Here is a 26,445-nt window from a genome sequence, read left to right on the forward strand (position 1 = left end):
GCGCCGGACCGGCACGCGACTACGGCACGTCCCAGAAGGCGAGTTCGTGGGCCATGCCCTCGGCGAACAGCGCCTCCGCCCGTACGGGGTCGGCGTCGGCCTCGTCGATCATCTGCGCGATCCGTACGGTCAGCGCCGCGAACCCGGGATCGGCGTACGTGTCCACCCAGGCCCGGTACCGCGGCTCGGCGGGCGGGTTCTCCGCAAGAATCTTCCCAAGGCTCGAATATCCCCACATGCACGGATAAAGCGCGGCCAGCCCCTCCCCGTAGGACCCCGCCGACTCCAACAGGAACGCGGTGTATGCCATACACGCCGGCCCCTTCACCGCGTTGTCCAGGTCTGCCCCGAACTCCGCCGACAACGACCGATGCAGGCGCAACTCGTCGTGGTACGTCGCGTGCGCCAGGTCGACCAGATCCCCCACATGCCCGTCCGGCGCCTGCCAGGCCAGCTTGGAGAACACCCGCACGTAGTCGAGCAGGTACAGGTAGTCCTGCTCCAGCCAGGACCGGAAGACCGGCTCCGGCAGGTCGCCACGCCCGATCCCGGCCACCGTGGGATGGTCGAGCTGCGCCTGGAGCAACGGACGGCCGATCGCGTGAAGTCTTTCCGAAATGCTCATGCTGGGAGGTTAGTGTCGAGGCATGACCGTGACGATCGCCGAAGAACTCCTCCTCCTGGCCTACAGCGAGGAAGAAGGCAAGCAGCTCATCGGGGGCATCCAGCTCGACCCCGCGCTCGGCGGCGCGATCCTCGCCGAGCTGGCCGCCGCGGGCCGCGTGGAACTGGCCGACGACAAGGTGACCGTCAAGGACCCGGCCCCGCTGGGCGACGAGGAGCTCGACGCGGCCCTCGCCCGCATGGCCGAGGACGGCAAGGCCAGGAAGCCCGCGTGGTGGGTGCAGCGGTTGCAGTCGGGCAAGCTGCGTAGGCGGCTGCTCACCAGGCTCGCCGGGTCGGGCGTGCTGGCCGAGGAGCGCGGGAAGGTCCTGGGCGTCTTCCCGACCACCCGCTGGCCGGAGTCCGACCCGCAGGTGGAGGCCGACGTACGCGAACGCGTGACGGCCGCCCTCGCGGGCGCCGAGCCCGACGAGCGCACGGCCACGCTGATCGCGATCATGTACGCGGCGAAGCTCGACCGCAAGGCGTTCCCCGGCGCCGACCGCGAGCGCGTCAAGGAGATCGCCGAGGGCGAGTGGGCCGGCCAGGCGGTCGCCAAGACGATCACCGCCATCACCGCGGCCATCGCCGTCACCGCCTCCACCGCCGCGACCGTCGCCGCCACGAGCTGACCCGTCGCCCCTGCCCCTGCCGTCGCGTCAGGAGCGGACCCGCCGACCACAAGGGTGAGGCGCGCCGGTGGGCGCGCCTCACGCGATCGGGTCAACCGGCGTCCACGATCTCCTTCGGCACCGGCTTGTCGGCCTTCAGGGCGTCGAAGAGGGCCAGCGCCTTGAGCCGGTCCCACTTGATCGCCGCGCCGCCCCCGGCGACGATCTCGTTCCCGCCGAACGGCACCACGGTCGTGACCGGGCTGTCGCCCATGGCCAGCCCCAGCGACAACATGTCGAACGCGCCCGTGCTCGAGTCCACCTCGACGGCGTCCGTGGCGCTCATGGCCAGCGGGATCGACGTGAACGGGTTGATCAGCACACCGGGGCTGGCGGCCTTCTTCACCACCGCGCCGAGGAACTGCCGCTGCCGCTTGGTGCGCTCGAAGTCCGGCAGCGCGCCGCCCTTGCGGGTGCGTACATAGCCGAGAGCCTGGGCGCCGTTGAGCACCTGCTTGCCCTTCTTCAGCTTGAGCCCGGCCTTGGGGTCGTCGACGTCGGCCCGGACGTTGATCTCGACGCCGCCGATGGCGTCCACGATGTCCACGAAGCCGGCGAAGCCGATCTCCATGTAGTTGTCGACGTGCACGCCGGTGACGGTCTCGACCGTACGGACCAGCAGCTTCGGCCCGCCGGACGCGTACGCCGCGTTGAGCTTGTCGCGCCCCCGCCCCGGGATGGTCACCGCCGAGTCGCGCGGCAGGCTGACCAGGGTGGGCTTGTCGCCGTTGTCGGAGATGTGCAGCAGCATCATCGAGTCGGTGCGCTGCCCGACCGCGCGCCCGGTGGCCAGCTTCTTGCGCTCGGCCGCGGTCAGGCCCTTACGGCTGTCGGAGCCGACCAGCAGCCAATTGGTGCCGGGCGTGTCGGCGGGCCGGCCCCCGTAGTCGTCGAGCACGCCGTCGATGCCCGCCAGCCTGGAGTCGATCCAGAAGAACAGGCCCACGGCCGCCACCAGGAGCAGCGCGACCAGACCGGCGACGATCTTCAGCACGGTCCTGCCGCGCACCCGCGGCCTTCTGGGCCCGCGCGGCTCCTCCGGCGCGGGCTCGCCGGACGACCTGAGCGGCTTGACCGGGCTGTTCCCGGCGCGCTCCCGTCCGTAGACCTTCCCCGATCTGGGCGGCGGCGGAGGCGGCGACTGCTGCTGCGGCTCGTCGGAGTAGGCGGGCAGCTTGTGGGTGGGCGCGTTCGGCGTCCCAGGCGGGACGCGGTGGGCGGGTGCGCCACCGGAGCGCTGCCCGTCGCCGGGCCTCGGTGGCAGCGGGCGGCCGTCGCCCGGCGAGCGCATGGCCCGCGTACGGTCGTCCTCAGACACTTCGCCTTCTTCCCTTCGGTTTGCCATAGACGCTACGTCCAACCCCCTGGCAGTGAAGACATCTCACCAAGTTTCTCCCACGGACAAGTACACAGAACTGGCGGAGAGTCACTGCGGAAACATAGACGCGGACTGCGTCGTTAGCGTTATGGACGACCTCTATCGAAGGGATGATCGTGTCCGCTCCGGACTCGTGGAGTCTTGGCCCGTGCCTCGGCACGGGTTCCTCTGAGGGCTCACTCTGGTGAGCGCCTATCTCGGCCTGCTGGCCCTATTCCTCCTCACCGCCGCCACCGGGTACTTCGTCGCCCAGGAGTTCGCCTTCGTCGCCGCCGACCGGGGCCTCCTGCGCGAGCAGGCCGCCGCCGGTGACGCCGCGGCCGAGAAGGCCCTGAAGGTGACCTCCCGGCTCTCGTTCATGCTCTCGGGCGCGCAGCTCGGCATCACCGTCACGGCCCTGCTCGTCGGCTTCCTGGCCGAGCCCGCCATCGCCGTCCTGGTACGGCCCTGGCTCGACACCACGGGCCTGCCCGACGCCGCGATCACGGGACTGTCCGTGGCCGCCGGCGTGTTCGTGGCGACCGTGGTGCAGATGGTGCTCGGCGAGCTGGCACCGAAGAACCTCGGCATCGCCAGGCCAGAGACGGTGGCCAAGTTCCTGGCCGGGTCCACGCTGGTCTACCTGGCGGTCGTGGGGCCGGTGGTCAAGCTGTTCGACTCGGCAGCCACCGGGCTGCTGCGCCGCGTCGGCATCGAGCCGGTCGAGGAGATCGAGCACGGCGCGACCCCGGAGGAGCTGTCCCGGATCATCGAGGAGTCGACCCAGGCGGGCGAGCTGCCCCCGAGGCTGTCGGAGCTGCTGGAGCGCGCCCTGGAGTTCGGCGACCACAGCGCCGAGGAGATCATGGTGCCGCGCCCCCGCGTGGTGGCGCTGCGCGACTCCCAGCCCATCTCGGACCTGCTGGAGGTCATGCGCGAACGCGGCCACTCCCGCTACCCCGTGGTCGGGGACGACGGCGACGTCGTGGGCGTGACCGGCGTGCGCGAGCTGCTTGAGTCCGGCCTGGACGAGGGCCTGATCGGCAGCATCACCCGTCCCGCGCTGCTGGTGCCCGACTCGCTGCCGCTGCCGGCCGTGCTCGACCGGATGCGCGCGGCCAACGACGACATCGTCTGCGTCATCGACGAGTACGGCGGCCTGGCCGGCGTCCTGACCGTCGAGGACCTGGCCGAGGAGCTGGTCGGCGAGCTCGTCGACGAGAACGACCCCGAGCCGGCGGGCGCCGTCGAGCGGCCCGGCGGCGTCTGGGAGGTGCCCGGCTGGCTCAGGCTCGACGAGGTCGAGCGCGCGACCGGCGTCGCGCTGCCGGAGAGCGACGACTACGACACCCTCGCCGGCCTGATGCTGGCCCGGCTGGGCCGGATGCCCGACCCCGGTGACGTGGTGACCGTCCCGATCGAGGGGGACACCGACCCGTTCGCCGACGAGGCGGCCGAGCACCTGGCGGAGCTGACCGTCATGTCGCTCAACCGCCGGGTCCCCGAATGGGTGCGGCTCGCGCCCGTGCAGCACGCGGAGGCGTCCCGATGACGATGATCCTCATCAGCCTCGCGCTGCTGTTCTTCAACGCGCTGTTCGTGGCCGCCGAGTTCGCGTTCGTCTCCGCCAGGCGGCACCGCCTTGAGGAGATGGCCTCGGGCGGCAACCGCCTGGTCAGGGTCGCGGCCAAGTCGGCCGTGGGCGGCGGGCGTCAGCTCTCGCTCATGCTGGCCGGCGCGCAGCTCGGCATCACGCTGTGCACGCTGGGCCTGGGCCAGGTCACCGAGCCCGCCATCGAGCACTTCCTGGAGCCGGCCTTCGCGGCCGTCGGCGTGCCGGAGTCGCTGCGCTTGCCGATCGCGCTGACGATCGCGCTGGCGCTGGTGACGTTCCTGCACATGGTGGTGGGCGAGATGGCGCCCAAGTCGTGGGCGCTGACGCACCCCGAGCGGGCGGCGCTGGTGCTGACGCTGCCGTTCCGCGGGTTCACGCAGCTCATGCGCCCGCTGCTGTCGTCGCTGAACGCGCTGACCAACCTCATACTGCGCCTGTTCGGCGTGCAGCCGCGCGATGAGCTGGCCACCACCAGGACGCCCAGGCAGCTCGCCATGCTGGTGGGCGAGTCGGGCCGGATGGGCCTGCTCGACCGGGAGGAGCACGACCTGCTCACCCGTGCGCTGCGGCTGCAGGCCGAGGGCATCGAGCGTCTGATGGTGCCGATCGACCGGGCCGTGAAGGTGCCCCCGGCCGCCGGCGCGGCCCAGATCAGGGCCAGGGCGGCGGGCAGCGGCCACCTGCGGCTGCTGGTGGGCGGCCCCGGCGGGATCGAGGGCGTCCTTCACGCCCGCGACGCCCTCCTGCAGCCCGCGCGGACGGCCGGCGAGCTGGCCAGGCCGCTGCCGAGGCTCGCGTGCGTCACGCAGGTCCCCGAGGCCGTGACGGCCCTTCAGGAGGCCCGCGCGCACCTGGCGCTGGTCACCGGCCAGGGCGGCGCGGTCATCGGCATGGTGAGCCTCACGGACCTGCTGGGCGAGCTCCTCGACACCAAGGCCGCCTCGCGGGCCTAATCCCCGGCGGCGAACCCGTCGAGGTAGGCGGCGTGCTGGGCCCGCTCGGCCTCGATCAGCGCGTGCGGCTCGGCGTAGACGTGTTCGAACATCGCAGAAGGGACGGGGTCGGGCAGTTCGAGGCAGCGCCTCCGCAGCTCGGCCCCGATCTTGGCGGCGTCGGCCTCGGCCTCGGCGAAGAACTCCTCCCCGGTGCCGGCCGCGATCAGGTACGCCCTGACCCGCTCGATGGGGTCGCGCCGCCGCCACGCCTCCACGTCGTCCTTGGCCCTGTAGCGGGTGGGGTCGTCGGAGGTGGTGTGCGCGCCCATCCGGTACGTGAACGCCTCGACGAGCGTGGGCCCCTGCCCCGACCGCGCGTCGGCCAGCGCCTTGCGGGTCACCGCGAGGCAGGCCAGCACGTCGTTCCCGTCGACCCGGACGCCGGGGAAGCCGTAGCCCTCGGCCCTGCGGTACAGCGGGATCCGCGACTGGCGTTCCTGCGGCTCGGAGATGGCCCACTGGTTGTTCTGGCAGAAGAACACGATCGGCGCGTTGCAGGCCCCGGCGAAGACGAACGCCTCGTTCACGTCGCCCTGGGAGGTGGCGCCGTCGCCGAAGTAGACGATGGTCGCCCCGGCCTTGTCGGTGCCGATGACGCCGTCGCGCTGCATGCCCATCGCGTATCCGGTGGCGTGCAGCGCCTGCGTCCCGATCACGATCGTGTACAGGAAGAAGTTGTGCCGGGCCGGGTCCCAGCCGCCGTGGTTGACGCCCCGCCACATGGCGACCACGTCGAGCGGGTCCATCCCGCGGCAGTAGGCGACCCCGTGCTCCCGGTACGAGGGGAAGACGGCGTCCAGATCCCCGACGGCACGCCCGGAACCGACCTGGGCGGCCTCCTGACCGAGCAGGGACGTCCACAGCCCCAGCTCCCCCTGCCGCGCGAGCGCGACGGCCTCGGAATCGATCTGCCGGACGATGACGAGGTCCCGATAAAGACCCCGAATCTCATCATCCGAGATGAGCAACGGATATTCCGGATGCTCCACGCGCTCACCGGAGGGCGTGAGCAACTGAACCATCGAGTCATCCATGAGTGGCAACCCCCCTGAACGGAACCCAGCGGCCACAGTTTGCCGTAGCCCTCAGGATCACTCGAACCCGCCCACCAAACCAATGTGACCTAAATCACGCAAGCCACCCGAAAGCCCCCTGCAAGGACCCTGACCTAAAGTCCAAGAGCCACGTCACAAGAAAGAAATCACAGGACCCTTGCGAAGCAGCACGCGGTACGCAACTGTGAGCCAGACCCAAGAGGCGAGCAACCATCATGGATGGGGGTCCGGGGGAGAATCCCCCGAAGCTTGTCCCCCTGGGGGTCCGGGGTTATCCCCCGGGCAAAATGACGAGGGGACCCGAGGAAGCCGACCTGTAAGGCCGGCGACCAAGGATCCCCTAGTCACCGAGTGGGCGAGGAGGGATTTGAACCCTCACGTCCTTTCGGACACACGGACCTGAACCGTGCGCGTCTGCCGTTCCGCCACCCGCCCGTTTGTGGGTGCGGAGAAACAGTAGCACGGAACAGCCACTGGTACTGAACCCGGATACGATCGCATAAGACACGGGAGCGGAGGAGCTGGGCGCGACTGGCAACGAGCGTCACGACGCCGCCACGTGGGACGAGCGGAAACCGGGCGCCGGAAGCGTCTGGGGCCGCGATCATATGCAGGGAAGAAGGGAGGTACCCGGTGGGAGTCCTTCAGCGCTTCGAGCGAAGGCTCGAAGGCTTGGTTGAGGGGGCCTTTGCGCGGGCGTTCAAATCTGACCTTCAGCCGGTCGAGGTCGCCAGCGCGGTTCAACGGGAGATGGACGAGCGGGCGGCGATCGTCGCGCAGGGCAGGACGCTCGTGCCCAACGACTTCGTGGTGGAGCTGTCCACGACCGACAGCGAGAGGCTTGAGGTCTACGCCGACAGCATCAGCCACGAACTGGCCAACCTCGCCAGGGAGTACGCCAAGGAACAGGGCTACTCCTTCGTGGGACCGGTCCGGGTGCGCTTCGAGACCGCCGGAGACCTGGCTGTGGGCCTGTTCCGCATCCGGTCAGGCGTCATCCGCGGCGCGACGGTCGAGCAGGACGAGATCCGCCAGCCGGCGAGCGACCTGCCCCCGTCCAGGCCCGGGGCCTTCAACGGGCGGCCCAGGCTGCTCGTCTCCACCCAGGACGACCCGCAGGGCGACCGCTCCTACGAGCTCACCACGCCGGTGACCTTGCTCGGCAGGGGCACCGACTGCGATCTTCGTCTTGTCGATCCAGGAGTGTCGCGGCACCATGCGGAGCTGCGCGTCGAGGGGCAGCTCGTGGCCCTCGTCGATCTCGGATCGACGAACGGCACCTTCGTCAACGGCCAGCCGGTACGCAGAATCGAGCTCCAGAACGGCACGCGAGTGACGCTGGGACGCACGACTCTGGTGTTCCGGCGCGATTAGGGGTAGACAGACGGTCCATGTCCGAGCTCACGCTGCTGCTGATCCGGCTCGCCTTCCTGGCGGTGCTGTGGTTTTTCGTCATTGCCGCAGTCGGCGTGATCCGGACTGACTTGTTCGGTTCACGCACGGCTCCCGCGGGCCCACGCAAAGCCGTGAAGCCCGCCAAACCGGTGGCCAAGCCCAAGAACAAGAAGGGCGAGCCACGCCAGCTCATCGTTACCGGTGGCCCATTGCAGGGCACCACCATTAACCTCACGGAGACGCCCATCACCATTGGCCGGGCGAACGACGCCACGCTGGTAGTCAGCGACGACTACGCATCCAGCCGGCATGCCCGGCTCTTCCCTCAGGACGGTCAGTGGATCGTGGAAGATCTCGGTTCGACCAACGGCACGTATCTCGACCGCTCGAAAGTCACCCGTCCGACCCCGGTGCCGCTCGGTGTTCCGATCCGCGTCGGCAAGACAGTCATTGAATTGCGCAAATGACCATCGCACTCCGCTACGCCGCCCGCTCGGACGTCGGCCTCCTCCGCGAAGGGAACGAGGACTCGGCGTACGCTAGCGGCCGCCTGCTGGCCGTCGCCGACGGCATGGGCGGGCACGCACACGGCGAGGTGGCGAGCTCTGTCGCCATCGCCGCCATGGCCTCTCTGGAAGAGGCCCAACAGGGGGGTGACCTGCTCAACGCCATCGAGGCCGCGGTCCGCGACGCCAATCGCCGACTGCACGAGATGGTCGGGCGGGATCCCAGCCTCAAAGGCATGGGCACGACGCTCACCGCCATGCTCTGGAACGGCACCCAGGTCGCCCTGGTGCACGTGGGCGACTCGCGCGCCTACCTCCTGAGACGCGGCGAGCTCTACCAGATCACCCATGACCACACCCTGGTGCAGCAGCTCGTCGACGACGGGCGCATCACGCCCGAAGAGGCGGCCACGCACCCCCAACGATCGATCCTGCTGCGCGCCCTCGACGGCAGCGGCGAGGTCGATCCCGACCTCACGCTGCGCGAGGCGCAGGTGGGCGACCGCTACCTGCTCTGTTCCGACGGCCTGTCGGGCGTGGTCAGCGCGGAGACGCTGCACGCCACGCTCACCAACATCGACGACCCCGAAGAGGTGGTCCGCCAGCTCATCGATCTGGCGAACCGGGGCGGCGGGCCCGACAACATCACATGCGTGCTCGCCGACGTGGTGGAGATCACCGACGGCCAGGAGGTTCCCGTGGAGGCCGCTGTGGTCGGCGCCGCGGGGATGACCAGGCTACGAGGAAGCGCCCCGGAGACCCAGCCGGGGCGAGTGAGCGCGGTGACCGCACCCCAGCCGGCGATCACCGACGGCGACGACCTCGATGAGCCGGTCGCGCAGGCGACCCGGCGTTCGGGGCGGCGTCGTCGCGTGTGGCCCGTGCTGGTCACCGTGCTCGGGGTGGGCGCCGTCGCCTTGGGCGCCGGCGGTTACCTCGGTTGGCAGTGGACCCAGGACCAGTTCTTCGTCGGTGCCAGGGGCGACGAAGTGGTCATCTTCCAGGGGATCAAGCAGGAGGTGGGCCCGATCGAGTTCTTCCACGTGGAGAAGCGCACGGGCCGTCCGGTCTCCAAGTTGTCCCCGGCGGACCAGGCCCTGATCAAGAGCGGCATCCCCGTAACCGACGTCAACGAAGGCGTGACGAAGATAAACGGATTGAAGTTCTCCCAGGACGACACGGGTGACTCGGGCGACACGAGCACCACGGCCACGTCGCCCACGCCCACCGCCACCAAGACGAAATCGCAGTAAATGGCAGAAATGCTCGCGACCCCCGTCCCGATGCCGGCCAAACGGCGGGTGGCCCAGCTGGTCCTGCTCGCCCTGGCGGTGCTGGTCATCATGGGCGCCTACGCCAACGTCGGCCTGGCCGTCGACGGCAAGGTGCCCGCCGGCATGCTGGCCTACGGGCTGGGCCTGGGCGGCCTGATGCTGGCGGCCTACCTGGTGCTGGCCAAGTTCGCGCCCTGGGCCGACCCGCTGATCCTGCCGCTGGTGACCCTGATCAACGGCCTCGGGCTGGTGATGATCTACCGGCTAGAGGCCGCGAAGATGGATCTGGCCTCCACGAACAACCAGATCATGTGGACAGCCGTGGGCGTGGTCATGTTCACGATCACTCTGATCGTGCTGCGTGACCACCGCATGCTGCAGCGCCTCACCTACACCGCCGGCGCCGTCGGGCTGGTCCTGCTCGCGCTCCCCGCGGTGCTGCCCGGTTCCATCAGCGAGGTGCAGGGCGCCAAGATCTGGATCCGCTTCGGCAGCTTCGCCTCCATCCAGCCGGGCGAGTTCGCCAAGCTGGCGCTGGTGGTCTTCTTCGCCGGCTACCTGGTGGCCAAGCGTGACGTGCTGGCGCTGGCCGGACGGCGGCTGTTCTTCATCGACCTGCCGCGGGCCAGAGACCTCGGCCCGGTTCTGGTCACCTGGGGGCTCAGCCTGCTGGTGCTGGTCTTCGAGAAGGACCTGGGCACCTCGCTGCTGCTGTTCGGCACGTTCATCGCGATGCTCTACGTCGCCACCCAGCGCACCTCGTGGGTGCTCATCGGCATCCTGCTGTTCGTCGGCGGCGCCTTCCTCGCCGGGCAGGTCTTCGACCACGTGGGCGCGCGCTTCGACGCCTGGCTCGACCCGAGCAACCCGGTCTACTACGGCACCGCCCCCGTGTGCCTGGAGGACCCGCCGGGCGACCCGATGTGCAGCAAGAGCTACCAGATCATGCAGGGGCTGTTCGGGTTCGGCGCGGGCGGCATCCTCGGCACCGGGCTCGGTCAGGGCCACCCCGACCTGATCCCGCTGAGCTTCTCCGACTTCATCTTCGCCGCGACCGGCGAGGAACTCGGGCTGACCGGCCTGATGGCGCTGCTCATGCTCTACGCCCTGCTGGTCGAGCGCGGCCTGCGCACCTCGCTCGTGGCCCGCGACCCGTTCTCGAAGCTGCTGGCGGGCGGCCTGTCGTTCATCCTGGCCTGGCAGGTGTTCATCATCGTCGGCGGCGTGACGAACCTCATCCCGCTGACCGGCCTGGTCACCCCGTTCATGTCGCAGGGCGGCTCGGCGCTGCTGGCTAACTGGATCCTTATCGCGCTCCTGGTACGCATGTCAGACGCGGCGCGACGGCCCCCGCCCCAGGCGATCCAGAACGAAGGACTCACCCAGGTGTTCCAGCGATGAACAGCACTCTGAAGCGCACGGCCGTGGCCTGTCTGGTGATGTTCGCGCTCCTGATGATCAACGTGAACATCCTCCAGGCGGTCCGGGCCGACGACTACCGCTCCAACCAGAACAACCGCCGCAACTACTACGAGCGGTACGCCGTCGAACGCGGCCGGATCACCGCCGGCGGCAAGGTGATCGCCCAGTCGGTGGAGACCGACAACAAGAACTTCAAGTTCATCAGGAAGTACTCCGACGGGAAGCTCTACGCGCACGTCACGGGCTACTTCTCGCCCGAGAGCGCGAGCGCGATCGAGGGCACCCAGAACAAGCTGCTCGACGGCTCCAGCGCCGACCTGCTGCTGCGGCGGAGCATCGACCTGTTCACGGGCGAGCCGACCAGGGGCGCGAACGTCGATCTCACGATCAACCCCAAGGCGCAGAAGGCCGCCTACGACGCGTTGCGCGCGAGCGGCAAGCGCGGCGCGCTGGTGGCGCTCAATCCCAAGACCGGCGGGATCCTGGCGATGGTGTCGCTGCCCACGTTCGACCCGGCCGAGCTGTCGGGCACCGACAAGGGCAAGGTGTTCACCCGCTACAACGAGCTGGACAAGGACAAGAACCAGCCGCTGCTCAACCGGGCCATCGCCCAGACGTACCCGCCGGGGTCGACGTTCAAGGTGGTGACGGCGGCGGCGTACCTGGAGGACGACTCCTCGCGCGGCGGCGACACCACGGTCGAGGCGCCGCAGCGGCTGCCGCTGCCCAACACCAACATCAGCCTGCCCAACTACGGCGGCGCGGCCTGCGGCGCCGGCCAGGTGCAGCTCGTGTACGCGCTGGAGAAGTCCTGCAACACGCCGTTCGCCAAGATCGGCATGGAGCTGGGCTACGACAAGCTCAACGAGCAGACCGAGAAGTTCGGCATGGGCAAGCAGATCGGCGTGCCCATGTCGGTGGCCCAGAGCGACTTCGGCAGCAAGTACGACGACGCGGCGCTCGCGATGGCCTCGATCGGGCAGCGCGACAACCGGATGACTCCGCTGCAGATGGCCATGATCGCCGCCGGCATCGCCAACGACGGCAAGGTCATGAAGCCGTACCTGGTGAACAAGATCACCGACTCCAAGAACGACACGATGGAGGAGGCCAAGCCCGAGGAGCTGACCGAGGCGGTCAGCTCCGAGACGGCGCGCAAGCTGCGCGACATGATGGTCAGCGTGGTCAACAACGGCACGGCCAACCTCGCGCAGGTGCCGGGCGTCCAAGTGGGCGGGAAGACCGGCACCGCGGAGACCGCCGACGGCGCGCCGCCGCACGCCTGGTTCATCTCCTTCGCGCCTGCCGACGACCCGCAGGTGGCGCTGGCGGTCATCGTGGAGTCCGGCGCGGCCAACGTCGGCGCGGAGGCCACGGGCGGCCACACCGCCGCCCCGATCGCAAAGGCTGTGCTGGAGGCGGTGCTGAACAAGTGAGTGACGGTAACGTGCTGGGTCATGCGGCTCCGTAACCGCTATTTCCTGCTCTCCCGCATCGCCACGGGCGGTATGGGAGAGGTGTGGCGCGCCCGTGACGAGCTTCTGGGCCGCGAGGTCGCGGTCAAGATCCTGCGCAGCCACATGCACGCCGACCCCACGTTCCGCGAGCGCTTCCGCAACGAGGCGCGACTCACCGCCGCCCTGGCCGACCCCGGGGTGGCCCAGATCTTCGACTACGGCGAGCAGAGCGACCTGGCCTACCTCGTGATGGAGCTGGTGCACGGCGAGCCGCTGTCGGCCATCCTGGCGCGCAACGGCGCGCTCGGGCCCGAGGTGGCGCTCGACGTGGTGCACCAGACCGCCAAGGCGCTGCACGCGGCCCACTCCTCCGGGATCATCCACAGGGACGTCAAGCCCGGCAACCTGCTGGTCACCCGCGAGGGCACGATCAAGGTGACCGACTTCGGCATCGCCCGCGCCCTGGAGGCCGCGCCGGTGACGCAGACCGGCACGGTCCTCGGCACGGCCCAGTACGTCAGCCCCGAGCAGGCCCAGGGTTTCCCGCTCACGCCCGCGACCGACCTCTACTCGCTGGGTGTGGTGGCCTACGAGTGCCTGGCGGGCCACACGCCGTTCCGGGCCGACAGCCAGGTGGCGATCGCGCTGCTGCACCTCAACGAGCAGCCGCCGCCGCTCGGCGCGGACGTGCCCGTCCCGGTGCGCGACCTGGTCATGACGCTGCTGGCCAAGGAGCCGGGGATGCGTCCCGCCTCGGCGCTGGAGGCGGCCGACCGGGCGTACGTGCTGCGCCAGTCGCTGGTCGAGGGCGTCGAGCAGGGCGCCGACCTGAGCATGTTCACCGATCCCGCGGGTTTCCGGGTGCGCGAGCCGGCCACGGAGGACCAGCGGGCGACCGAGAGCCTGGCTCCGGCGACGACGGTCCAGAGCCCGCCCGAGCCGCCGGCCCGCAGCCGCCGCGGCGCGAGGACGCTGGCGCTGGTCGCCACGGCCGGTTGCGTGGCCGCGGTGGGCCTGAGCGCGATCACGTTCGCCAACCGCGATACGACGCCGCCGCCCCTTCCGGAGATCGCCGAGCCCAGCCACTCCCCGATGCAGTCGCCTGAGCTGCTCAGGCCCACGCGGACGAAGAAACACACGCGCCGCCCCCCCGCGCTTCCGGTGAAGTCGACGCGGCCGGTACCCTCGCGGTCGGCTACGGTAAGCAAGTCGGCTACTCCCACGAAGAAGCCGACGCCGAAGCCAACCCCGACCACCCGTACCCCGACTCCCACCCCCACCACCCCAACGCCCACCAGAACACCGACAACTCCGACACCAACCGCTTCGCCGGACCCGGGTGGCACAAACCCGCCGAAGGAGGAGACGTGATGCGCTACGGGGTCGATGATGGACACCGGCGGCCCCCCGAGCAGGCCGGTACCCAAGATGAACGGTAAGGGACAGTGCAGGAAATGACTCAGCCTCGGCTACTCGGAGGTCGTTACGAGCTCGACGGTGTCGTCGGGCGCGGCGGCATGGCCGAGGTGTATCGCGCCCGAGACATCCGGCTGGACCGCATAGTCGCGATCAAGACCCTCCGCTCCGACCTGGCGCGCGATCACACCTTCCAGGCCCGCTTCCGCCGCGAGGCGCAGTCGGCGGCCTCACTGAACCACCCTGCCGTCGTCGCGGTCTACGACACCGGCGAAGACGTCACCGACGGCACCCCGGTGCCCTACATCGTGATGGAGTACGTCGACGGCAGGACGCTGCGCGACCTGCTGCGCCAGGACCGCCGGTTGCTGCCCGAGCGGGCGTCCGAGCTGGTCGACGGCATCCTGCGCGCCCTCGACTACAGCCACCGCGGCGGCATCGTCCACCGTGACATCAAGCCGGCCAACGTGATGATCACGCGTGCCGGCGACGTCAAGGTGATGGACTTCGGCATCGCGCGCGCGATGGCCGACTCGGCCGCCACCATGACCCAGACCGCGCAGGTGATAGGGACCGCCCAGTACCTGTCGCCCGAGCAGGCCCGCGGCGAGCGCGTCGACGCCCGCAGCGACATCTACTCCACCGGCTGCGTGCTGTACGAGCTGCTCACCGGCCAGCCGCCGTTCACCGGCGACTCCCCGGTGGCGATCGCCTACCAGCACGTCCGCGAAGACCCGATCCCGCCCTCGCAGATCGACCGCGAGATCCCGGCGTGGGCCGACGCGATCGTGCTCAAGGCCATGGCCAAGGACCCGGCCCACCGCTACCAGAACGCCGGCGAGATGCGGGCCGACATCCAGCGGGCCATGTCCGGCATGCCGGTCGACGCCCAGACGATGGCGATGACCGGGAACTTCAACCAGGGCACCCGCATGATGACCGCCACCCAGGCGGCCCAGGGCCCGGCCACCCAGCGCACCGGCGCGGTCCCGCCGTACGAGTACGGCGACGGCGACGGCGGCACCCGCGTGGGGCGGCGCAGGGCGTCCGGCGGCGGTGGCGGCAACGCGGTCAAGACAGCGCTGTGGATCATCATCCCGCTGCTGATCATCGGCGCCTTCGTCACGGTCGGCTACCTGGTGTTCGGCACCAAGACCGCACCCACCGACGCCTCGATCCCCATCCCGGCCCTGGCCACGCAGAAGCTGGACCCCGCGCAGCGCGCGCTCATCACCCTGGGCCTGAAGCCCGAGGTGGTGCAGGAGGCCAGCGACGAGTTCGGCAAGGGCACGGTGATCAGGACCGAGCCCGCGGAGGGCGAGAAGGTCGAGAAGGGCACCACGGTCAAGCTGTTCGTCTCCAAGGGCAAGGAGAAGGTCGCCGTTCCCGACGGGCTCATCGGCATGAGCACCGCGGACGCGATCAAGGCCCTCGACGACGTCGGACTGAAGGGCGTGGTCAAGACCAAGCAGTCCGCCAAGCCTCAGGGCAAGGTCTTCGAGACCAAGCCGGCGGCCGGCACCGAGATCGAGAAGGACACCAGCGTCACCCTCTACGTGCCCTTCGAGCTGACCGAGCTGCCTGACGTGACCGGCTACACCCAACAGGACGCCACCGCCACGCTCAGGGGCGCCGGCTTCAAGGTGAAGGCCTCGCCGCAGGCCAACGACCAGGCCGAGGGCACGGTCATCCAGCAGAACCCGCCCGCGGGCCAGAAGCTGCAGCCGGGCACGACGATCACGATCGTGGTGTCCACCGGTCCCGAGACGGCCCCGCCGCCCACCAACGAGCAGCCGACCGACGAGCCGACCGACGAGCAGACGGACATCCCGTCCGACGAACCGACCGAGGACAACCCGATCGGCGACGACGGGCTCAACGGCTGACGACGCACGACGGGCCGCTCTCCCCTGCGGGGGAGGGCGGCCTTCGGCGTTCTGTGGGAAGGGACTCCTGGCACGAAGCAGCGGGCGTCCGGGCGCGAGGCCGGAGGACCGGGGACCGGGGCTGGGCGCGGAGCCGGGTTCGGGGGTGAGCCCGGGGGACGGGTGTGGAGAGCGCCCCCGCCGCTCGGGGGCAACGGCGGGGGCGCTCACTTGGTAGTCGCTCTGCGCGAGCCGGGCGTTACACGATCCCGCGCAGCCAATTCCCGAGCAGCCGGTGGCCGTGCTCGGACAGCACCGACTCGGGGTGGAACTGGATGCCCTCGATCGGCGCGTGGCGGTGGCGCAGGCCCATGATGACCCCGTCGTCGGTGCGGGCGGTCACGTCGAGGACGTCGGGGACGGTCTCCGGCAGCACGGCGAGCGAGTGGTAGCGGGTCATGGGCACCGGCGACGGCAGGCTCTCGAAGACGCCCTTGCCGTCGTGGAGGACGGGGCTGGTGCGCCCGTGGACCAACTCGGGCGCGCGGGCCACGGTGGCGCCGAAGGCGACCGCGACGGCCTGGTGGCCGAGGCAGACGCCGAGCAGGGGCGTGCCGCGCTCGGCGGCGCGCAGCACCAGGGGCACGCTCACGCCGGCCGCCTCCGGCGTGCCGGGCCCGGGGCTGACGAGGACGCCGTCGAAGCCGTCGCCGTCGCGCACGCCCACGACGTCGCGGGGGCGTACGTCGCAGTCGGCGCCCAGGACGCGCAGGTACTGGACGATCGTGTGGACGAAGCTGTCGTGGTTGTCCACGACCAGCACGCGGGTCATCTTCTTACGGTCACCTCGTCGAGCGTCACCGCGGGCTCCAGGAGCGGGAACACGGCATACCAGAGTACGACGCCCACGACCACGGCCAGCACGGCGGCCGTCAGCAGCTTGGCGCGGGTGTCGCCGGGCAGTTTGCGCCAGATCCAGCCGTACATGTCAGTCCTTTCTGAGCTCGGTCTTCTTGAGCACGCCGTACACGATGAGGCGTTGGGCGGCGGAGTACTCGGGGTGGCAGGTGGAGAGCGTGATGTAGGCGCGGATGGGGCGGATGTCGGGCTTGCCGGGCACGGGGGCGAGCACGTCCACCTCGGTGGGCTCCACGATGTCCTGGGAGGTGACGCGGTAGGTGTAGCGGGCCTCGCGGGCGTCCACGATGATCTCGTCGCCGCGTTCGAGCTCGTCGAGCTCGTTGAACGGGGCCGCGTACGTGGTCCGGTGGCCCGAGACCACGAAGTTGCCGATCTGGCCGGGCATGGCGCTGTCGGGGTAGTGTCCCGGGCCGCTCTTCAGGTGCTCGGCGTCCACGCCCTCCACGATGGCGTACCGGTAGTCGCGGCCGAGTCTCGGGATGCTCAGCATGGCGACGGCCTTGCCGAGCTCGATCTTGTCGAGGCGGCCGCGGTCGCGCTCAGCCTTGTCGGCGGCCAGCTCGCGCTGGAGCAGCAGCTGCTGGCTCTTGGTGTAGGCGCCGGTGCCCCAGAGCAGGTAGGCGCAGAACAGCATGAGGACCAGGCCCGCGGTGATGCTCAGCTCCCCCACGGCCCGGAAGATGGACCGCATGTCGTCAGCGTATTCGTGACATCTCCCGACGTGGGGGATCGCCATGTCGTGCGCGTGGCGACTATCCTGGGGCACGCTTCAACTACGCTTAACGAAGAGCCTGTGGACGATCCGGAAGCCCAGGCCCTCAGCAGGAGTTACCCAGTGCCCAAGTCCAAGGCTCGCAAGAAGGCGGTTTACACGCCGCCGCAGAAGTCCCAGCAGGTCAAGGTCAGCCCGCGCTGGCTGGCGCCCACCATGGTGGTGTCGTGGATCATCGGCATCCTGTGGATCGCGATCTACTACGTCGCCCCGCAGGCGCCCTTCTTCAGCGACCTCCAGAACTGGAACCTGCTGATCGGGTTTGTTTTCATCATCTTCGGTGTGGTTCTTTCCACCCGCTGGCGTTAGTTTTTTCCACAGTCTTTTCCACAGCCTGGGGAAGTCAGATCGAGCTCAGGATCGCCGAGGTCCGGGCCATCACGAGCACGGCTAGCACGGCCAGCGCTCCCGCGATCGCCAGCACCTGCCACAGGGTCCGGTTGTTCTTGGGGGCGTAGGCCATCGCTCCCGCCAGCACCGAGCCGGTGATCAGGCCGCCGACGTGCCCGGTCCAGCTGATGCCGGGGAACACGAACGTGATCACCAGGTTGATCACGATGAGCATGGCGATGCCGCGTACGTCCATGTTGAGCTTGCGGCCCACCACGAAGACGGCGCCGAACAGGCCGAAAATGGCTCCGGACGCGCCCACCGTCGGCTGGCCGAGCGGGTCGAGCCAGAGGCTGAGCGTGCTGCCGCCGACGGCGCTGACGAGGTAGAGGGCCGTGTAGCGCACGTGGCCGAAGGCGCGCTCCAGGTAGGGGCCGATGACGTAGAGGGCCCAGCAGTTGAACAGGATGTGGAAGACGCCCGCGTGCACGAACGCGGAGCTGATCAGCCGGTAGTAGTCGCCGAAGACCGCCACTCCGGCCGGCCACATCTGCAGCGCGCCGGTGACGGCGGGCATGACGTACTGGGCGCCGAAGACGAGGACGTTGAGGGCCAGGATGGCCCACGTGACGTACGGCGTGCTGACGACCTGGCCGCCGAAGGTGGAGCGGGCCTGGCGGAAGCCCTGGTTGCCCTGTGCGACGCATTCGGGGCACTGGAAGCCCACGGCGGCGTCGCGCATGCAGTCGGGGCAGATGGGACGGTCGCAGCGCTGGCAGCGGACCCAGGTCTCCCTGCCGGGATGCCGGAAGCACGTGGGGACCGCCTCGGCGGGCTGCTCGGGCTGCGAGGGCGGGCTGGGCGGCTGGCTGGTCATGACCAGAGCCTATGACGTACCAGACCCAGCTGTGTGCCGTCGATCAGGGGTTCGGGAGCTTCCCCAGAGGGCGGGACCCGAGGGTGGCCCGCCCCCCGTCAGGGATGCCTCAGCCTTGCACGCGCTCGATGGTGACCGACTCCAGGACGACGTCCTGGACGGGCCGGTCGCGCCGGTCGGTGTCGGTCTTGGCGATGGCGTCGATGACCTCCTTGCCCTCGACGACCTCACCGAAGATCGTGTGCTTGCCGTTGAGGTGCGGCGTGGGCACGACCGTGATGAAGAACTGCGAGCCGTTGGTGCCCTTGCCGAAGCGGACGCCCGCGTTGGCCATGGCCAGCAGGTAGGGCCGGTTGAAGTAGAGATCCGGGTGGATCTCGTCGTCGAACTCGTAGCCGGGGCCGCCGATGCCCTGGCCGAGCGGGTCACCGCCCTGGATCATGAAGCCGGAGATGACCCGGTGGAAAATGGTTCCGTCGTAGTAGCGTGCGGTGCTCTTCTCACCCGATTCGGGATGCGTCCACTCACGGGTGCCCTCGGCGAGCTCCACGAAGTTCCGGACCGTCTTCGGCGCCTGGTTCGGGAAAAGCTCCACCTTGACATCGCCGCGATTGGTCTTCAGGTTAGCGATCAGCTTCTCAGCCACGAGACAGCTGCCCCCCTCTATGTACAGGGTTGTTTGTGATGTTCTGAGGAATATGGCCGTTCGGCCTCCTCGGCCATCCTCCCATGGACCGCCATGATTGAGCCGCCTTGTCCAGGGAAGGTCAAGCGCGGGGCCCCAACGACAGGGGAGGTTGTCGTGTCCCTGACACTGAAGAGACGCCGCGTGGTAATAGAGGTACCCGCCACGTGGATGGGCCGAATGAAGGCCCAGGCCGTCAAGACCGGCCATCGCATGGCGCCAATGGCGGACCAGGCCAAGGTGGCCACCGCACAGCGCATCGAAGACGCCCGTTACTGGGCGGCGCCTCGGCTTGACGCCGCGGCGCACGGGTTCGAGGATCAGGTCGCTCCCAAGGTCAGCAGGATGCTGACGGCGGCGGCCAAGCGAATCGACCCGAAACCGTCCCGGTCACGGCGGTGGCCGACGATGGTGTTGCTGACCGGTCTTGCGGTCGGCGCGATCGGCTACATGGCCTACCGTCGCAACGCCCAGCAGTGGACCGAGCACATGAAGGACTCTGCCTCCGATGCGTCACGCTGGGTCAGCGAGAAGGCGGACAGGTCCGCGCAGTCGGCGGACCGGATGGCGTCCAACGTGCAGAACAAGACGGACCAGGCATCTCGCAACATGCCCTGATCCGGCTCGTAAGCGCGCCCCCGCTCTCCTGAGAGCGGGGGCGCGCTTCGCGTTCCGGCCGTTGTCGACTCACCAAGCGCTTGCTACAAACCCGAGCATGGCGCTGTCACCGCTCGATGATCACCCCGTGCACCAGACCGCCCAGGTCATGCGGCACGTCGCCACCTCCGACCGCAACTTCTACGACCGCTACTACTTCAACTGCCACGCCGGCACCGACGAGCTCATGCTGATCGTCGGCCTCGGCCAGTACCCCAACCTCGGCGTCAACCGACGCCTTCGCCTGCGTACGGCACGGCGACCTGCACCGCGTCGTACGGGCCTCGCGCGAGCTGGGCCCCGACCGGCTGAACACCCGGATCGGCCCCTTCCGCGTCGAGGTCCTCGAAGGGCTCAAGCGGCTCCGCGTGAACCTGGAGCCGAACGAGCATGGCCTGTCCTTCGAGCTCGACTGGGAAGGGACGATCCCGGCGACCCTCGAACCCCGCCACTTCCTGAGGTGGCAGGAGCGGGTCATGTTCGACTCGGTCCGGCTCGCCCAGACCGGCCGCTGGTCGGGCAGCATCACCGAGGAGGAGTACCTCGGCCGGCCGGACTACCGCCCGGTCTACGCCCCGGGCACCCGGGACGTCGTGGAGGCGGTGATCGCCTTCGCGCCGCCGGGCGGCAAGCCGTTCGAGGTGCGCTGCACGCCGGTGCTGCCGGTCCACCTCATGGTCGGCACCGGTTACGGGCCGGAGCCGGACTGGAGGCACGGCATGTACCAGGGGCCGGGGCCGGTCGTGCAGGGAGTGACGTACCGGCTGCCCGACGACGCCGCCAGGATGTGGGGCCTGGTCGACGCCGTCGGCCGCTTCGAGTACGACGGGCTCGTCGGCCACGGCCTGTACGAGTACTGGGCCTTGGGTCCGCACCCGTCGTTCCCCGGGATAGACCTACTCGGCGGGCTTCGCCGGCGCGCAGACGATGTGGACGACCTTGCCGAGGTCGTCCGCGTTCACGGCGCCCGGAGGAAGCTCGGTCGCGGGCAGCGCGGGGACGGCCCGTACCATCTCGCCCTCGGGGAGGGTGGCGCTCGGCGCGGCTTCGGGAGCGGCCGGGGCGGTGGGCGCGGCCTCGGTCCCGGCCAACGGGGAGATCTCGATCATGAGGCCCTGCTCGGCGCCGGGCGCCGGCGCACCCTCCTTCGGCTCCCCGTTCTCGTCGCGGGCGACGAACACTCGGGCCGCCACGCTGTCGACGGCCTTGATCTCCTTGCCGTCCGGCGTCCGGCAGGACATCGCGGCCGTGGTGACGGCGACGGTTACGTCGGGAGCGGGGGTTCCGTCGGCCAGGGCGGAGCCGCCCAGGACCGCGAGCGCGAGCACCCCCACCGTGCCGAGGACCGCGAGACGTCGCTTGAACATGCATTCTCCTCAGTGGAATCCATCCGAACGCCCCGATCGTGCTCGCCCGCACCTGAAGCGACCCTGAACGCGCCCTAAATGATCTTCAGGTTGGCTTTAGGTTCGCTCAGGCACTCTGGACGTCGTGCGAGTGCTGCTGGTGGAGGACGAGGAACGGCTGGCCGGCCTGATCAAGGGCGGGCTGGCGGGCGAGGGCTTCGCCGTCGACGTGGCCCACGACGGGCGCGACGGCCTGTGGATGGCGACCGAGAACGCCTACGACGTGATCGTCCTGGACGTGATGCTGCCCAGGATGAACGGCTACACGGTCTGCTCCCGGCTGCGCGAGGCCGGCGACTGGACCCCGATCATGATGCTCACCGCCAAGGACGGCGTCTACGACGAGGCCGAGTCGCTCGACAACGGCGCCGACGACTACCTGGCCAAGCCGTTCTCGTACGTGGTGCTGCTGGCCCGGCTGCGCGCCCTGGTGCGGCGCGGCGGCACCGAGCGGCCGGTGACGATCACGGTCGGCGACCTGGTGGTCGATCCGGCCGGCCTGCGTTGCCGCAGGGACGGGGTGGAGATCGCCCTGACGCCGAAGGAGTTCGCGGTGCTGCACGCGCTCGCCCGCCGGCCCGGGGAGGTGGTCTCCAAGGGCGAGCTGCTGGCCCAGGCGTGGGACTTCTCCTACGACGGCGACCCGAACATCGTCGAGGTCTACATCAGCGCCCTGCGCAGGAAGATCGACCTGCCGTTCGGCCGGACGACGCTGGTGACCGTCCGGGGGGCCGGCTACCGGTTGGAGGCGGTGTGAGGGCTCTGCTCGATGGGCGGCTGAGCTGGGGCCGGGTGTCGGCCGGGCTGTCGTCGGTGCGGCTGCGGGCCACCGTAGCGGCGACGCTGGTGGTGGCCCTGGCGCTCGGCGTCGCCGCCCTGGTGCTGGTCATGGCGTTGCGCGGCACGCTGGAGGGCAACGCGGGCGAGGAGGCGGCCAGGCGGGCCGCGGCGGCGGTGCCGTACGCGGAGACGGTGCCGATCACGCCCGAGGGGGTGACGCCGGCGGCGAGGACGACCACCGTCCAGGCGAGCGAGATCCTGGTGGACGACGCGTCCGTGGTCCGGCTCGCCGATCCCGACCTCGTCCTGGCCGGCCGGGCCACCGGCTCGCCCGCCCTGTGGGCGCAGCCGGCGAACTACGCCGTCGCTGGCCTACAGGTGAGCACGCCGACCGGCCCGGCCACGCTCTGGTCGCGGGTCTCCCTGGACGGCGTGCAGAAGGCCGTCGAGGCCCTCTACGGCGCGCTGCTGCCCGGCGTGCCCGCGCTGCTGCTGGTGGTGGCCGGCATGACCTGGTTCTCCGTGGGCCGCGCGCTGGCCCCCGTGGCCGGGATCAGAGCCAAGGTGGCCGACATCACGGCCCGCGACCTGCACCAGCGGGTGCCGGTGCCGGGTTCCAAGGACGAGATCGCGGCCCTGGCCACCACCGTGAACGGCACCCTCGACCGCCTGGAGACGGCCGTGGGCCGGCACAAGCGGTTCGTCGCCGACGCCGCGCACGAGCTGCGCAGCCCCATCGCCACCCTGCGGGCCCGGCTCGAACTGGCCGAGCAGAGCGAGCTCACCCGCGAGGCGCTGGCCGACGTCGAACGCCTGCAGGCGCTGGCCGCCGACCTGCTCATGCTGGCCAAGCTGGACGCCGGCGAGCCGCTGCGCACCGGTGAGCTGGACCTGGGTCAGGTGGCGGCCGAGGAGTCGCTGCGCGCCAGGCGGCGGCCCGAGGTCCGGGTGGAGCTGGACATCGAGCCCGACGTGGTGCTGAACGGCTCCCGCGCCCACCTCGACCGGCTGGTCACCAACCTGGCCGACAACGCCGTACGGCACGCCGCCTCGGCCGTACGCGTACGGGTGCGCGCCGAGGAGGACCAGGCCGTGCTCGAAGTGCAGGACGACGGCCCCGGGATCCCGCCGGACCAGCGCGAGGCCGTCTTCGGCCGCTTCACCCGCCTGGACGAGGCCCGTGCGAGGGACGCCGGCGGCGCGGGGCTCGGCCTGCCCATCGCCAGGGACATCGCCCATCTGCACGGCGGCACGCTGACGTACACGGACACCGGGTTCGTGGCCCGGTTCCCCCTCGCGGAGGGGGCGCTCAGTCCGTCTTGACGGTCAGGGCGTAGTTCGTGCTGCGCTCGAAGATCTCGAAGCCGGAGCGGGAGTAGACGCTGACGGCTCCCGTGGGGTTGTCGGCGTCGACGCCCAGCCCGGCCGTGTCGAACCCCTGCGCGCGGAAGGCGGCCAGGGCGTGCGCGATCAGCGCGCTGGCCACGCCCTTGCCGCGCCACTCCCGGAGCGTGCCGATGATCTGGATCCAGGCCCGGCGCCGGCCGGCCTGCTCGTTGTAGCCCTCGAAGGTGTGGGTGATGAGCGCGCCCACCGGCCGCCCGCCGTGCAGGGCCACGAACGACGACTCCGGCAGGAAGTTCCGGGAGCCGACGATGTAGTCCTGCCAGCTCTCGGGGGTGTGCGGGACGCTGCCCCAGTGGTCGAGGAACGCCTCGTTGCGTACGTGGCGGGCGCCCTCGTCCAGCTCGGGCGACCAAGGGGCGACGGACACCCCGGCGGGCGGCGTGAAGTCCGGCAGGTCGCCCGCCAACGACCGTCCCATGTGGGCGAACCACCGGTTGGCGGCGAAACCGGCCCCCTCCGCCAGCGCCTTCAACCCGAGGTTGGTGTCGGGCACGTACAGATGGATCTCCGGCGGGACGCCCGGGAAGGCCCTCTCGCTCAGCCCCGGCGCCACGGCCAGGCTCCAGTCGACGATCCGCCGGCCCAGCCCGCGCCCGCGATGGCCCGGGTGCACGCCGCCCGACAGCCGCATGACGTGGGTGTCGGTGGCGGACTGCCGGACCGGTAGGTAACCGTAGGCGACGATCCTGCCGCCCTCCCTGGCCGCGAGCGTGCCCGCGGCCAGGTCGATCAGGCGGTGGCCGAGCTGCTCCCTGACGTCGTCGAGGTCGTGGACCTCGCCGGTGCGGTCCTCGGCCTCGATCGCGGCCAGGAGGTCGGCGAGCGCCTCGGTGTCGTCAGGGGTCAGCGGTTCCCACGCCAGGCTCATGGCCAGCAGCCTAGGCCAGCCCGGTGAAGCCCCCCAATCGTTTTCCCATCCCCGCGATCCGCTCGGTCACGTCGTGGACGCGGTGCTCCACGCGGGCGATCATCCCGGCCACCTCGGCCGTTTCCTCATGGCCTGCTCACCCGGCTGTTCTGGAAGGAGGCGAACCGCCAGCCCTCCGGCGTGCGCAGCGCGGTCAGCGTGATGACGGACTGCCTGCTCGGGTCGGGCACGCCGTCGACCGACGAGTTGCCGCCCGCGATCACCAGCGCGACGTCGCCGGTCAGCGGCCTGACGATCGGCGCGGGGCCGCCCTCGGCGAGCTTGACGGAGGTCCTGAACAGCGCGCGGTGGGTCTCCTCGATCGCCTTCCTGCCCTTGAGGTGCAGGCCGAAGAACGTGATGTAGTCGGCGTCCTCGGTGAACAGGCCGGCGTAGCCGGCGGAGTCGCCGGCGTTCCAGGTCTCCGTCATCCGCTCCACCAGGCGGGTGATGTCTTCGGACATGGCACAGCTCCTTTCGTCGCGGCGCCTATCCTGGGAGTCGCGCGTCCGGGCAGGGCAGGCGCCGTGTTCGGATGTCGGCCGCCGGGGTGTTGGCGCACCCCGGCGGCCCTTCTCTCACCCCTCGGCCGTGCTCGTCCAGGCGAGCTCGCCCCGGTCGAGCCGGTCGAGAAGCCTCCTGATCCAGGCGAGCTCGGCGGCGTGCAGCGCCTGCTCGCACTCGACCTCCAGCATGAGGATCTCCGGCAGGCCACTGTCGTTCATGGCCTTGATGTGCCCTTCCATCCCGGCGAGCGTGCCTTCGAGCGTGGCGGCGCGGGCGCGCAGCGCCCGCTGGGCCTCGGACAGCGGCAGGCAGCCGATCAGCGAGATGGCCGCCACGAAGGCGCGCCGGTCGGGGTCGGGCTGCTCCAGCAGCCGCCGGAGCCGGGTGACCAGCTCCTGGCGGCCCTCGTCGGTGATCTCGTAGACCGTGCGTTCGGGCCGGCGGCCCTCGCGGTCGGTCTTGGCGGGGACGATCAGCTCGTCCCTGGCCAGCCGCTCGACCGCGTGGTAGAGGCTGCGCGGCAGGCCGGTGATGTAGTCCTTGTGCGTGTCGATGATGAAGCGGTGGAGCTCGTAGGGGTGGCTCGGGTGCACCGTGAGCAGGGCGAGCACGGTCAGGTCGACCAGGCCCTTGCGTTGTGCCATGTTGCCTCCCCCTATATTGCAATGTGCAATATAGCCTACCCGTCGAGCTGGAGGAAGGCCCGCTCGATCGCCTGCCGCGCCACCTCCTCCGGGTACGGGAACCGCGTGATCGAGTCGCGCAGCCCCTCCACGTGGGCCTTCGCGGCCAGCTCCGCCACCAGCGCCAGCTCGGCCTGCTGCTCCTGGACGAACGCCCGGCCGACCACCGCGCCGTGCCCCGGCACGAACACCTGCTCGGGCAGCGCGTCGAGCATCGCGGCCGTCGTGACCGGCCAGTCGAGCGGGTAGGAGTCGCCGAACGCCGGCGGCGCGCCCTCCTCGACCAGGTCACCGGCGAACACCACGCCGGCGTCCGGCACGTGCAGGACGATGTCGTTGCTGCTGTGCCCGAGCCCGAAATGCTGCAGGTGCACCATGCGCCCGCCGATGTCGAGGCTGGCCGAGGCGGTGAAGGTGTGGTCGGGCGGCACGATGGCGATCTCCTCCATCTCCGCGCGGCGGTCGGGCCGCCGTTCCACGACGTTCGCGCGGTGCTGCTCGCCGTAGACGTCGATCTCCTCGGCGCACCGGACGTGGCTCCAGATCTCGGCGGGACGGAAGAGGGCGTTGCCGAAGTAGTGGTCGAAATGCGAGTGACTGTTCACCACCGTCCACGGATGGCCGGTGATCGTCCTGATCGCGTCGATCAGGTCGGCCGCCTCCCGGTGGGAGCTGCGGGTGTCGAGCACCAGACAGTGCCCGTCGCCCACGATCAGGCCCGTGTTCATGTCGAAGGACTCATGGCGGCGCACGTAGACCCGGTCGCCGACCTCCTGCCACCGCTCGTTCATGCCAACGAACCTTACTTTTCGGACTTCCTGC

28 protein-coding genes and 1 tRNA gene are annotated in these 26,445 nt (G+C 70.1%); 14 read left to right on the forward strand and 15 right to left on the reverse strand.

From position 1 onward, the window contains the following. Positions 1-19: 19 nt before the first annotated feature. Complete coding sequence (locus tag ACIHAD_RS25375; RefSeq protein ID WP_397357092.1) at positions 20-625, reverse strand: TenA family protein; 606 nt, start codon at positions 623-625, stop codon at positions 20-22. A gap of 22 nt (positions 626-647) precedes the next feature. Here ACIHAD_RS25375 and ACIHAD_RS25380 point away from each other — a divergent pair, with 22 nt between their 5' ends. Next, the gene (locus ACIHAD_RS25380; RefSeq protein WP_397357093.1) at positions 648-1,295 is read left to right on the forward strand and encodes a GPP34 family phosphoprotein; all 648 of its coding nucleotides are present in this window, start codon (positions 648-650) and stop codon (positions 1,293-1,295) included. Positions 1,296-1,386: 91 nt separating this feature from the next. Here ACIHAD_RS25380 and ACIHAD_RS25385 read toward each other — a convergent pair whose 3' ends face one another. Then, positions 1,387-2,652 (reverse strand): LCP family protein, encoded by a 1,266-nt coding sequence (locus ACIHAD_RS25385; RefSeq protein ID WP_397357094.1) that lies wholly within the window; start codon positions 2,650-2,652, stop codon positions 1,387-1,389. Between the two features lie 244 nt (positions 2,653-2,896). On the opposite strand from ACIHAD_RS25385, the gene ACIHAD_RS25390 reads away from it, so the two are divergent. Then, the gene (locus tag ACIHAD_RS25390; protein WP_397357095.1) at positions 2,897-4,243 is read left to right on the forward strand and encodes a hemolysin family protein; all 1,347 of its coding nucleotides are present in this window, start codon (positions 2,897-2,899) and stop codon (positions 4,241-4,243) included. Then, positions 4,240-5,259 (forward strand): hemolysin family protein, encoded by a 1,020-nt coding sequence (locus ACIHAD_RS25395; RefSeq protein ID WP_397357096.1) that lies wholly within the window; start codon positions 4,240-4,242, stop codon positions 5,257-5,259. Before ACIHAD_RS25390 ends, ACIHAD_RS25395 begins: the two co-directional genes overlap by 4 nt. On the opposite strand, the gene pdhA is transcribed toward ACIHAD_RS25395, so the two are convergent. Both pdhA and ACIHAD_RS25405 read right to left on the reverse strand, forming a co-directional pair. Then, positions 5,256-6,323 (reverse strand): pyruvate dehydrogenase (acetyl-transferring) E1 component subunit alpha, encoded by a 1,068-nt coding sequence (gene pdhA / locus ACIHAD_RS25400; protein ID WP_397357097.1) that lies wholly within the window; start codon positions 6,321-6,323, stop codon positions 5,256-5,258. The genes ACIHAD_RS25395 and pdhA overlap by 4 nt on opposite strands. Positions 6,324-6,708: 385 nt before the next feature. Next, positions 6,709-6,791, reverse strand: a tRNA-Leu gene (locus ACIHAD_RS25405). A gap of 198 nt (positions 6,792-6,989) precedes the next feature. On the opposite strand from ACIHAD_RS25405, the gene ACIHAD_RS25410 reads away from it, so the two are divergent. The 7 genes from ACIHAD_RS25410 to pknB all read left to right on the forward strand — a co-directional run bounded on the left by ACIHAD_RS25410 (position 6,990) and on the right by pknB (position 15,712). Beyond that, positions 6,990-7,730 carry a DUF3662 and FHA domain-containing protein gene (locus ACIHAD_RS25410; RefSeq protein ID WP_125640997.1) on the forward strand — a complete coding sequence of 247 codons (741 nt, stop codon included), beginning with the start codon at positions 6,990-6,992 and terminating at the stop codon, positions 7,728-7,730. Between the two features lie 17 nt (positions 7,731-7,747). Beyond that, positions 7,748-8,218: an FHA domain-containing protein gene (locus tag ACIHAD_RS25415; protein ID WP_397357098.1), complete on the forward strand. Its 471-nt coding sequence runs from the start codon at positions 7,748-7,750 to the stop codon at positions 8,216-8,218. Further along, entirely contained in the window at positions 8,215-9,510 is a 1,296-nt protein-coding gene (locus tag ACIHAD_RS25420) for a Stp1/IreP family PP2C-type Ser/Thr phosphatase (protein WP_397357099.1), read from the forward strand. The genes ACIHAD_RS25415 and ACIHAD_RS25420 overlap by 4 nt, the downstream gene beginning before the upstream one ends. Continuing rightward, positions 9,511-10,932: an FtsW/RodA/SpoVE family cell cycle protein gene (locus ACIHAD_RS25425; RefSeq protein ID WP_397357100.1), complete on the forward strand. Its 1,422-nt coding sequence runs from the start codon at positions 9,511-9,513 to the stop codon at positions 10,930-10,932. Then, positions 10,929-12,389, forward strand: a complete 1,461-nt coding sequence (locus ACIHAD_RS25430; RefSeq protein WP_397357101.1) for a peptidoglycan D,D-transpeptidase FtsI family protein — start codon at positions 10,929-10,931, stop codon at positions 12,387-12,389. Before ACIHAD_RS25425 ends, ACIHAD_RS25430 begins: the two co-directional genes overlap by 4 nt. Before the next feature lie 21 nt (positions 12,390-12,410). Continuing rightward, positions 12,411-13,781 (forward strand): protein kinase, encoded by a 1,371-nt coding sequence (locus tag ACIHAD_RS25435; protein ID WP_397357102.1) that lies wholly within the window; start codon positions 12,411-12,413, stop codon positions 13,779-13,781. 83 nt (positions 13,782-13,864) lie between these two features. Beyond that, complete coding sequence (gene pknB, locus ACIHAD_RS25440; RefSeq protein ID WP_397357103.1) at positions 13,865-15,712, forward strand: Stk1 family PASTA domain-containing Ser/Thr kinase; 1,848 nt, start codon at positions 13,865-13,867, stop codon at positions 15,710-15,712. A gap of 238 nt (positions 15,713-15,950) precedes the next feature. Here pknB and ACIHAD_RS25445 read toward each other — a convergent pair whose 3' ends face one another. The 3 genes from ACIHAD_RS25445 to ACIHAD_RS25455 are packed head-to-tail and all read right to left on the reverse strand — an operon-like array spanning position 15,951 to position 17,303. Next, positions 15,951-16,523 (reverse strand): anthranilate synthase component II, encoded by a 573-nt coding sequence (locus tag ACIHAD_RS25445; protein ID WP_397357104.1) that lies wholly within the window; start codon positions 16,521-16,523, stop codon positions 15,951-15,953. Then, positions 16,520-16,678, reverse strand: a complete 159-nt coding sequence (locus ACIHAD_RS25450; protein ID WP_397357106.1) for a hypothetical protein — start codon at positions 16,676-16,678, stop codon at positions 16,520-16,522. Before ACIHAD_RS25450 ends, ACIHAD_RS25445 begins: the two co-directional genes overlap by 4 nt. 1 nt (position 16,679) lies before the next feature. Then, the gene (locus ACIHAD_RS25455) at positions 16,680-17,303 is read right to left on the reverse strand and encodes a class E sortase (protein WP_397357107.1); all 624 of its coding nucleotides are present in this window, start codon (positions 17,301-17,303) and stop codon (positions 16,680-16,682) included. Between the two features lie 144 nt (positions 17,304-17,447). On the opposite strand from ACIHAD_RS25455, the gene ACIHAD_RS25460 reads away from it, so the two are divergent. Further along, entirely contained in the window at positions 17,448-17,693 is a 246-nt protein-coding gene (locus ACIHAD_RS25460) for a cell division protein CrgA (protein WP_125640971.1), read from the forward strand. Between the two features lie 34 nt (positions 17,694-17,727). Here the strand turns inward: ACIHAD_RS25460 and ACIHAD_RS25465 are convergent, their stop codons facing one another. Then, positions 17,728-18,591 carry a rhomboid family intramembrane serine protease gene (locus ACIHAD_RS25465; protein WP_397357109.1) on the reverse strand — a complete coding sequence of 288 codons (864 nt, stop codon included), beginning with the start codon at positions 18,589-18,591 and terminating at the stop codon, positions 17,728-17,730. A 109-nt stretch (positions 18,592-18,700) separates the two neighbouring features. After that, positions 18,701-19,237: a peptidylprolyl isomerase gene (locus ACIHAD_RS25470; protein ID WP_397357110.1), complete on the reverse strand. Its 537-nt coding sequence runs from the start codon at positions 19,235-19,237 to the stop codon at positions 18,701-18,703. A 219-nt stretch (positions 19,238-19,456) separates the two neighbouring features. Between ACIHAD_RS25470 and ACIHAD_RS25475 the strand changes: the two genes are divergently transcribed. Then, positions 19,457-19,894: a hypothetical protein gene (locus tag ACIHAD_RS25475; RefSeq protein ID WP_397357111.1), complete on the forward strand. Its 438-nt coding sequence runs from the start codon at positions 19,457-19,459 to the stop codon at positions 19,892-19,894. 266 nt (positions 19,895-20,160) lie between these two features. Here the strand turns inward: ACIHAD_RS25475 and ACIHAD_RS25480 are convergent, their stop codons facing one another. After that, a complete protein-coding gene (locus ACIHAD_RS25480) occupies positions 20,161-20,325 on the reverse strand; it encodes a hypothetical protein (protein WP_397357112.1) in 165 nt (54 codons plus the stop codon). A 504-nt stretch (positions 20,326-20,829) separates the two neighbouring features. Continuing rightward, entirely contained in the window at positions 20,830-21,300 is a 471-nt protein-coding gene (locus tag ACIHAD_RS25485; protein ID WP_397357113.1) for a hypothetical protein, read from the reverse strand. 124 nt (positions 21,301-21,424) lie between these two features. Between ACIHAD_RS25485 and ACIHAD_RS25490 the strand changes: the two genes are divergently transcribed. Further along, a complete protein-coding gene (locus ACIHAD_RS25490; RefSeq protein ID WP_397357114.1) occupies positions 21,425-22,096 on the forward strand; it encodes a response regulator transcription factor in 672 nt (223 codons plus the stop codon). Then, on the forward strand, positions 22,093-23,442 hold the full coding sequence (locus ACIHAD_RS25495; protein ID WP_397357116.1) for an ATP-binding protein: 1,350 nt from the start codon (positions 22,093-22,095) through the stop codon (positions 23,440-23,442). The genes ACIHAD_RS25490 and ACIHAD_RS25495 overlap by 4 nt, the downstream gene beginning before the upstream one ends. On the opposite strand, the gene ACIHAD_RS25500 is transcribed toward ACIHAD_RS25495, so the two are convergent. The 4 genes from ACIHAD_RS25500 to ACIHAD_RS25515 all read right to left on the reverse strand — a co-directional run bounded on the left by ACIHAD_RS25500 (position 23,429) and on the right by ACIHAD_RS25515 (position 26,414). Further along, positions 23,429-24,394 (reverse strand): GNAT family N-acetyltransferase, encoded by a 966-nt coding sequence (locus tag ACIHAD_RS25500; protein ID WP_397357117.1) that lies wholly within the window; start codon positions 24,392-24,394, stop codon positions 23,429-23,431. The genes ACIHAD_RS25495 and ACIHAD_RS25500 overlap by 14 nt on opposite strands. 125 nt (positions 24,395-24,519) lie before the next feature. Further along, entirely contained in the window at positions 24,520-24,897 is a 378-nt protein-coding gene (locus ACIHAD_RS25505; RefSeq protein ID WP_397357119.1) for an SgcJ/EcaC family oxidoreductase, read from the reverse strand. A 114-nt stretch (positions 24,898-25,011) separates the two neighbouring features. After that, complete coding sequence (locus ACIHAD_RS25510) at positions 25,012-25,584, reverse strand: PadR family transcriptional regulator (protein ID WP_397357120.1); 573 nt, start codon at positions 25,582-25,584, stop codon at positions 25,012-25,014. A gap of 35 nt (positions 25,585-25,619) precedes the next feature. Continuing rightward, positions 25,620-26,414 carry an MBL fold metallo-hydrolase gene (locus ACIHAD_RS25515; RefSeq protein ID WP_397357122.1) on the reverse strand — a complete coding sequence of 265 codons (795 nt, stop codon included), beginning with the start codon at positions 26,412-26,414 and terminating at the stop codon, positions 25,620-25,622. Positions 26,415-26,445: the final 31 nt, after the last annotated feature.

Origin of the sequence: Nonomuraea sp. NPDC052265, from assembly GCF_044547985.1 — a bacterium.
Taxonomy (GTDB): Bacteria; Actinomycetota; Actinomycetes; order Streptosporangiales; family Streptosporangiaceae; genus Nonomuraea.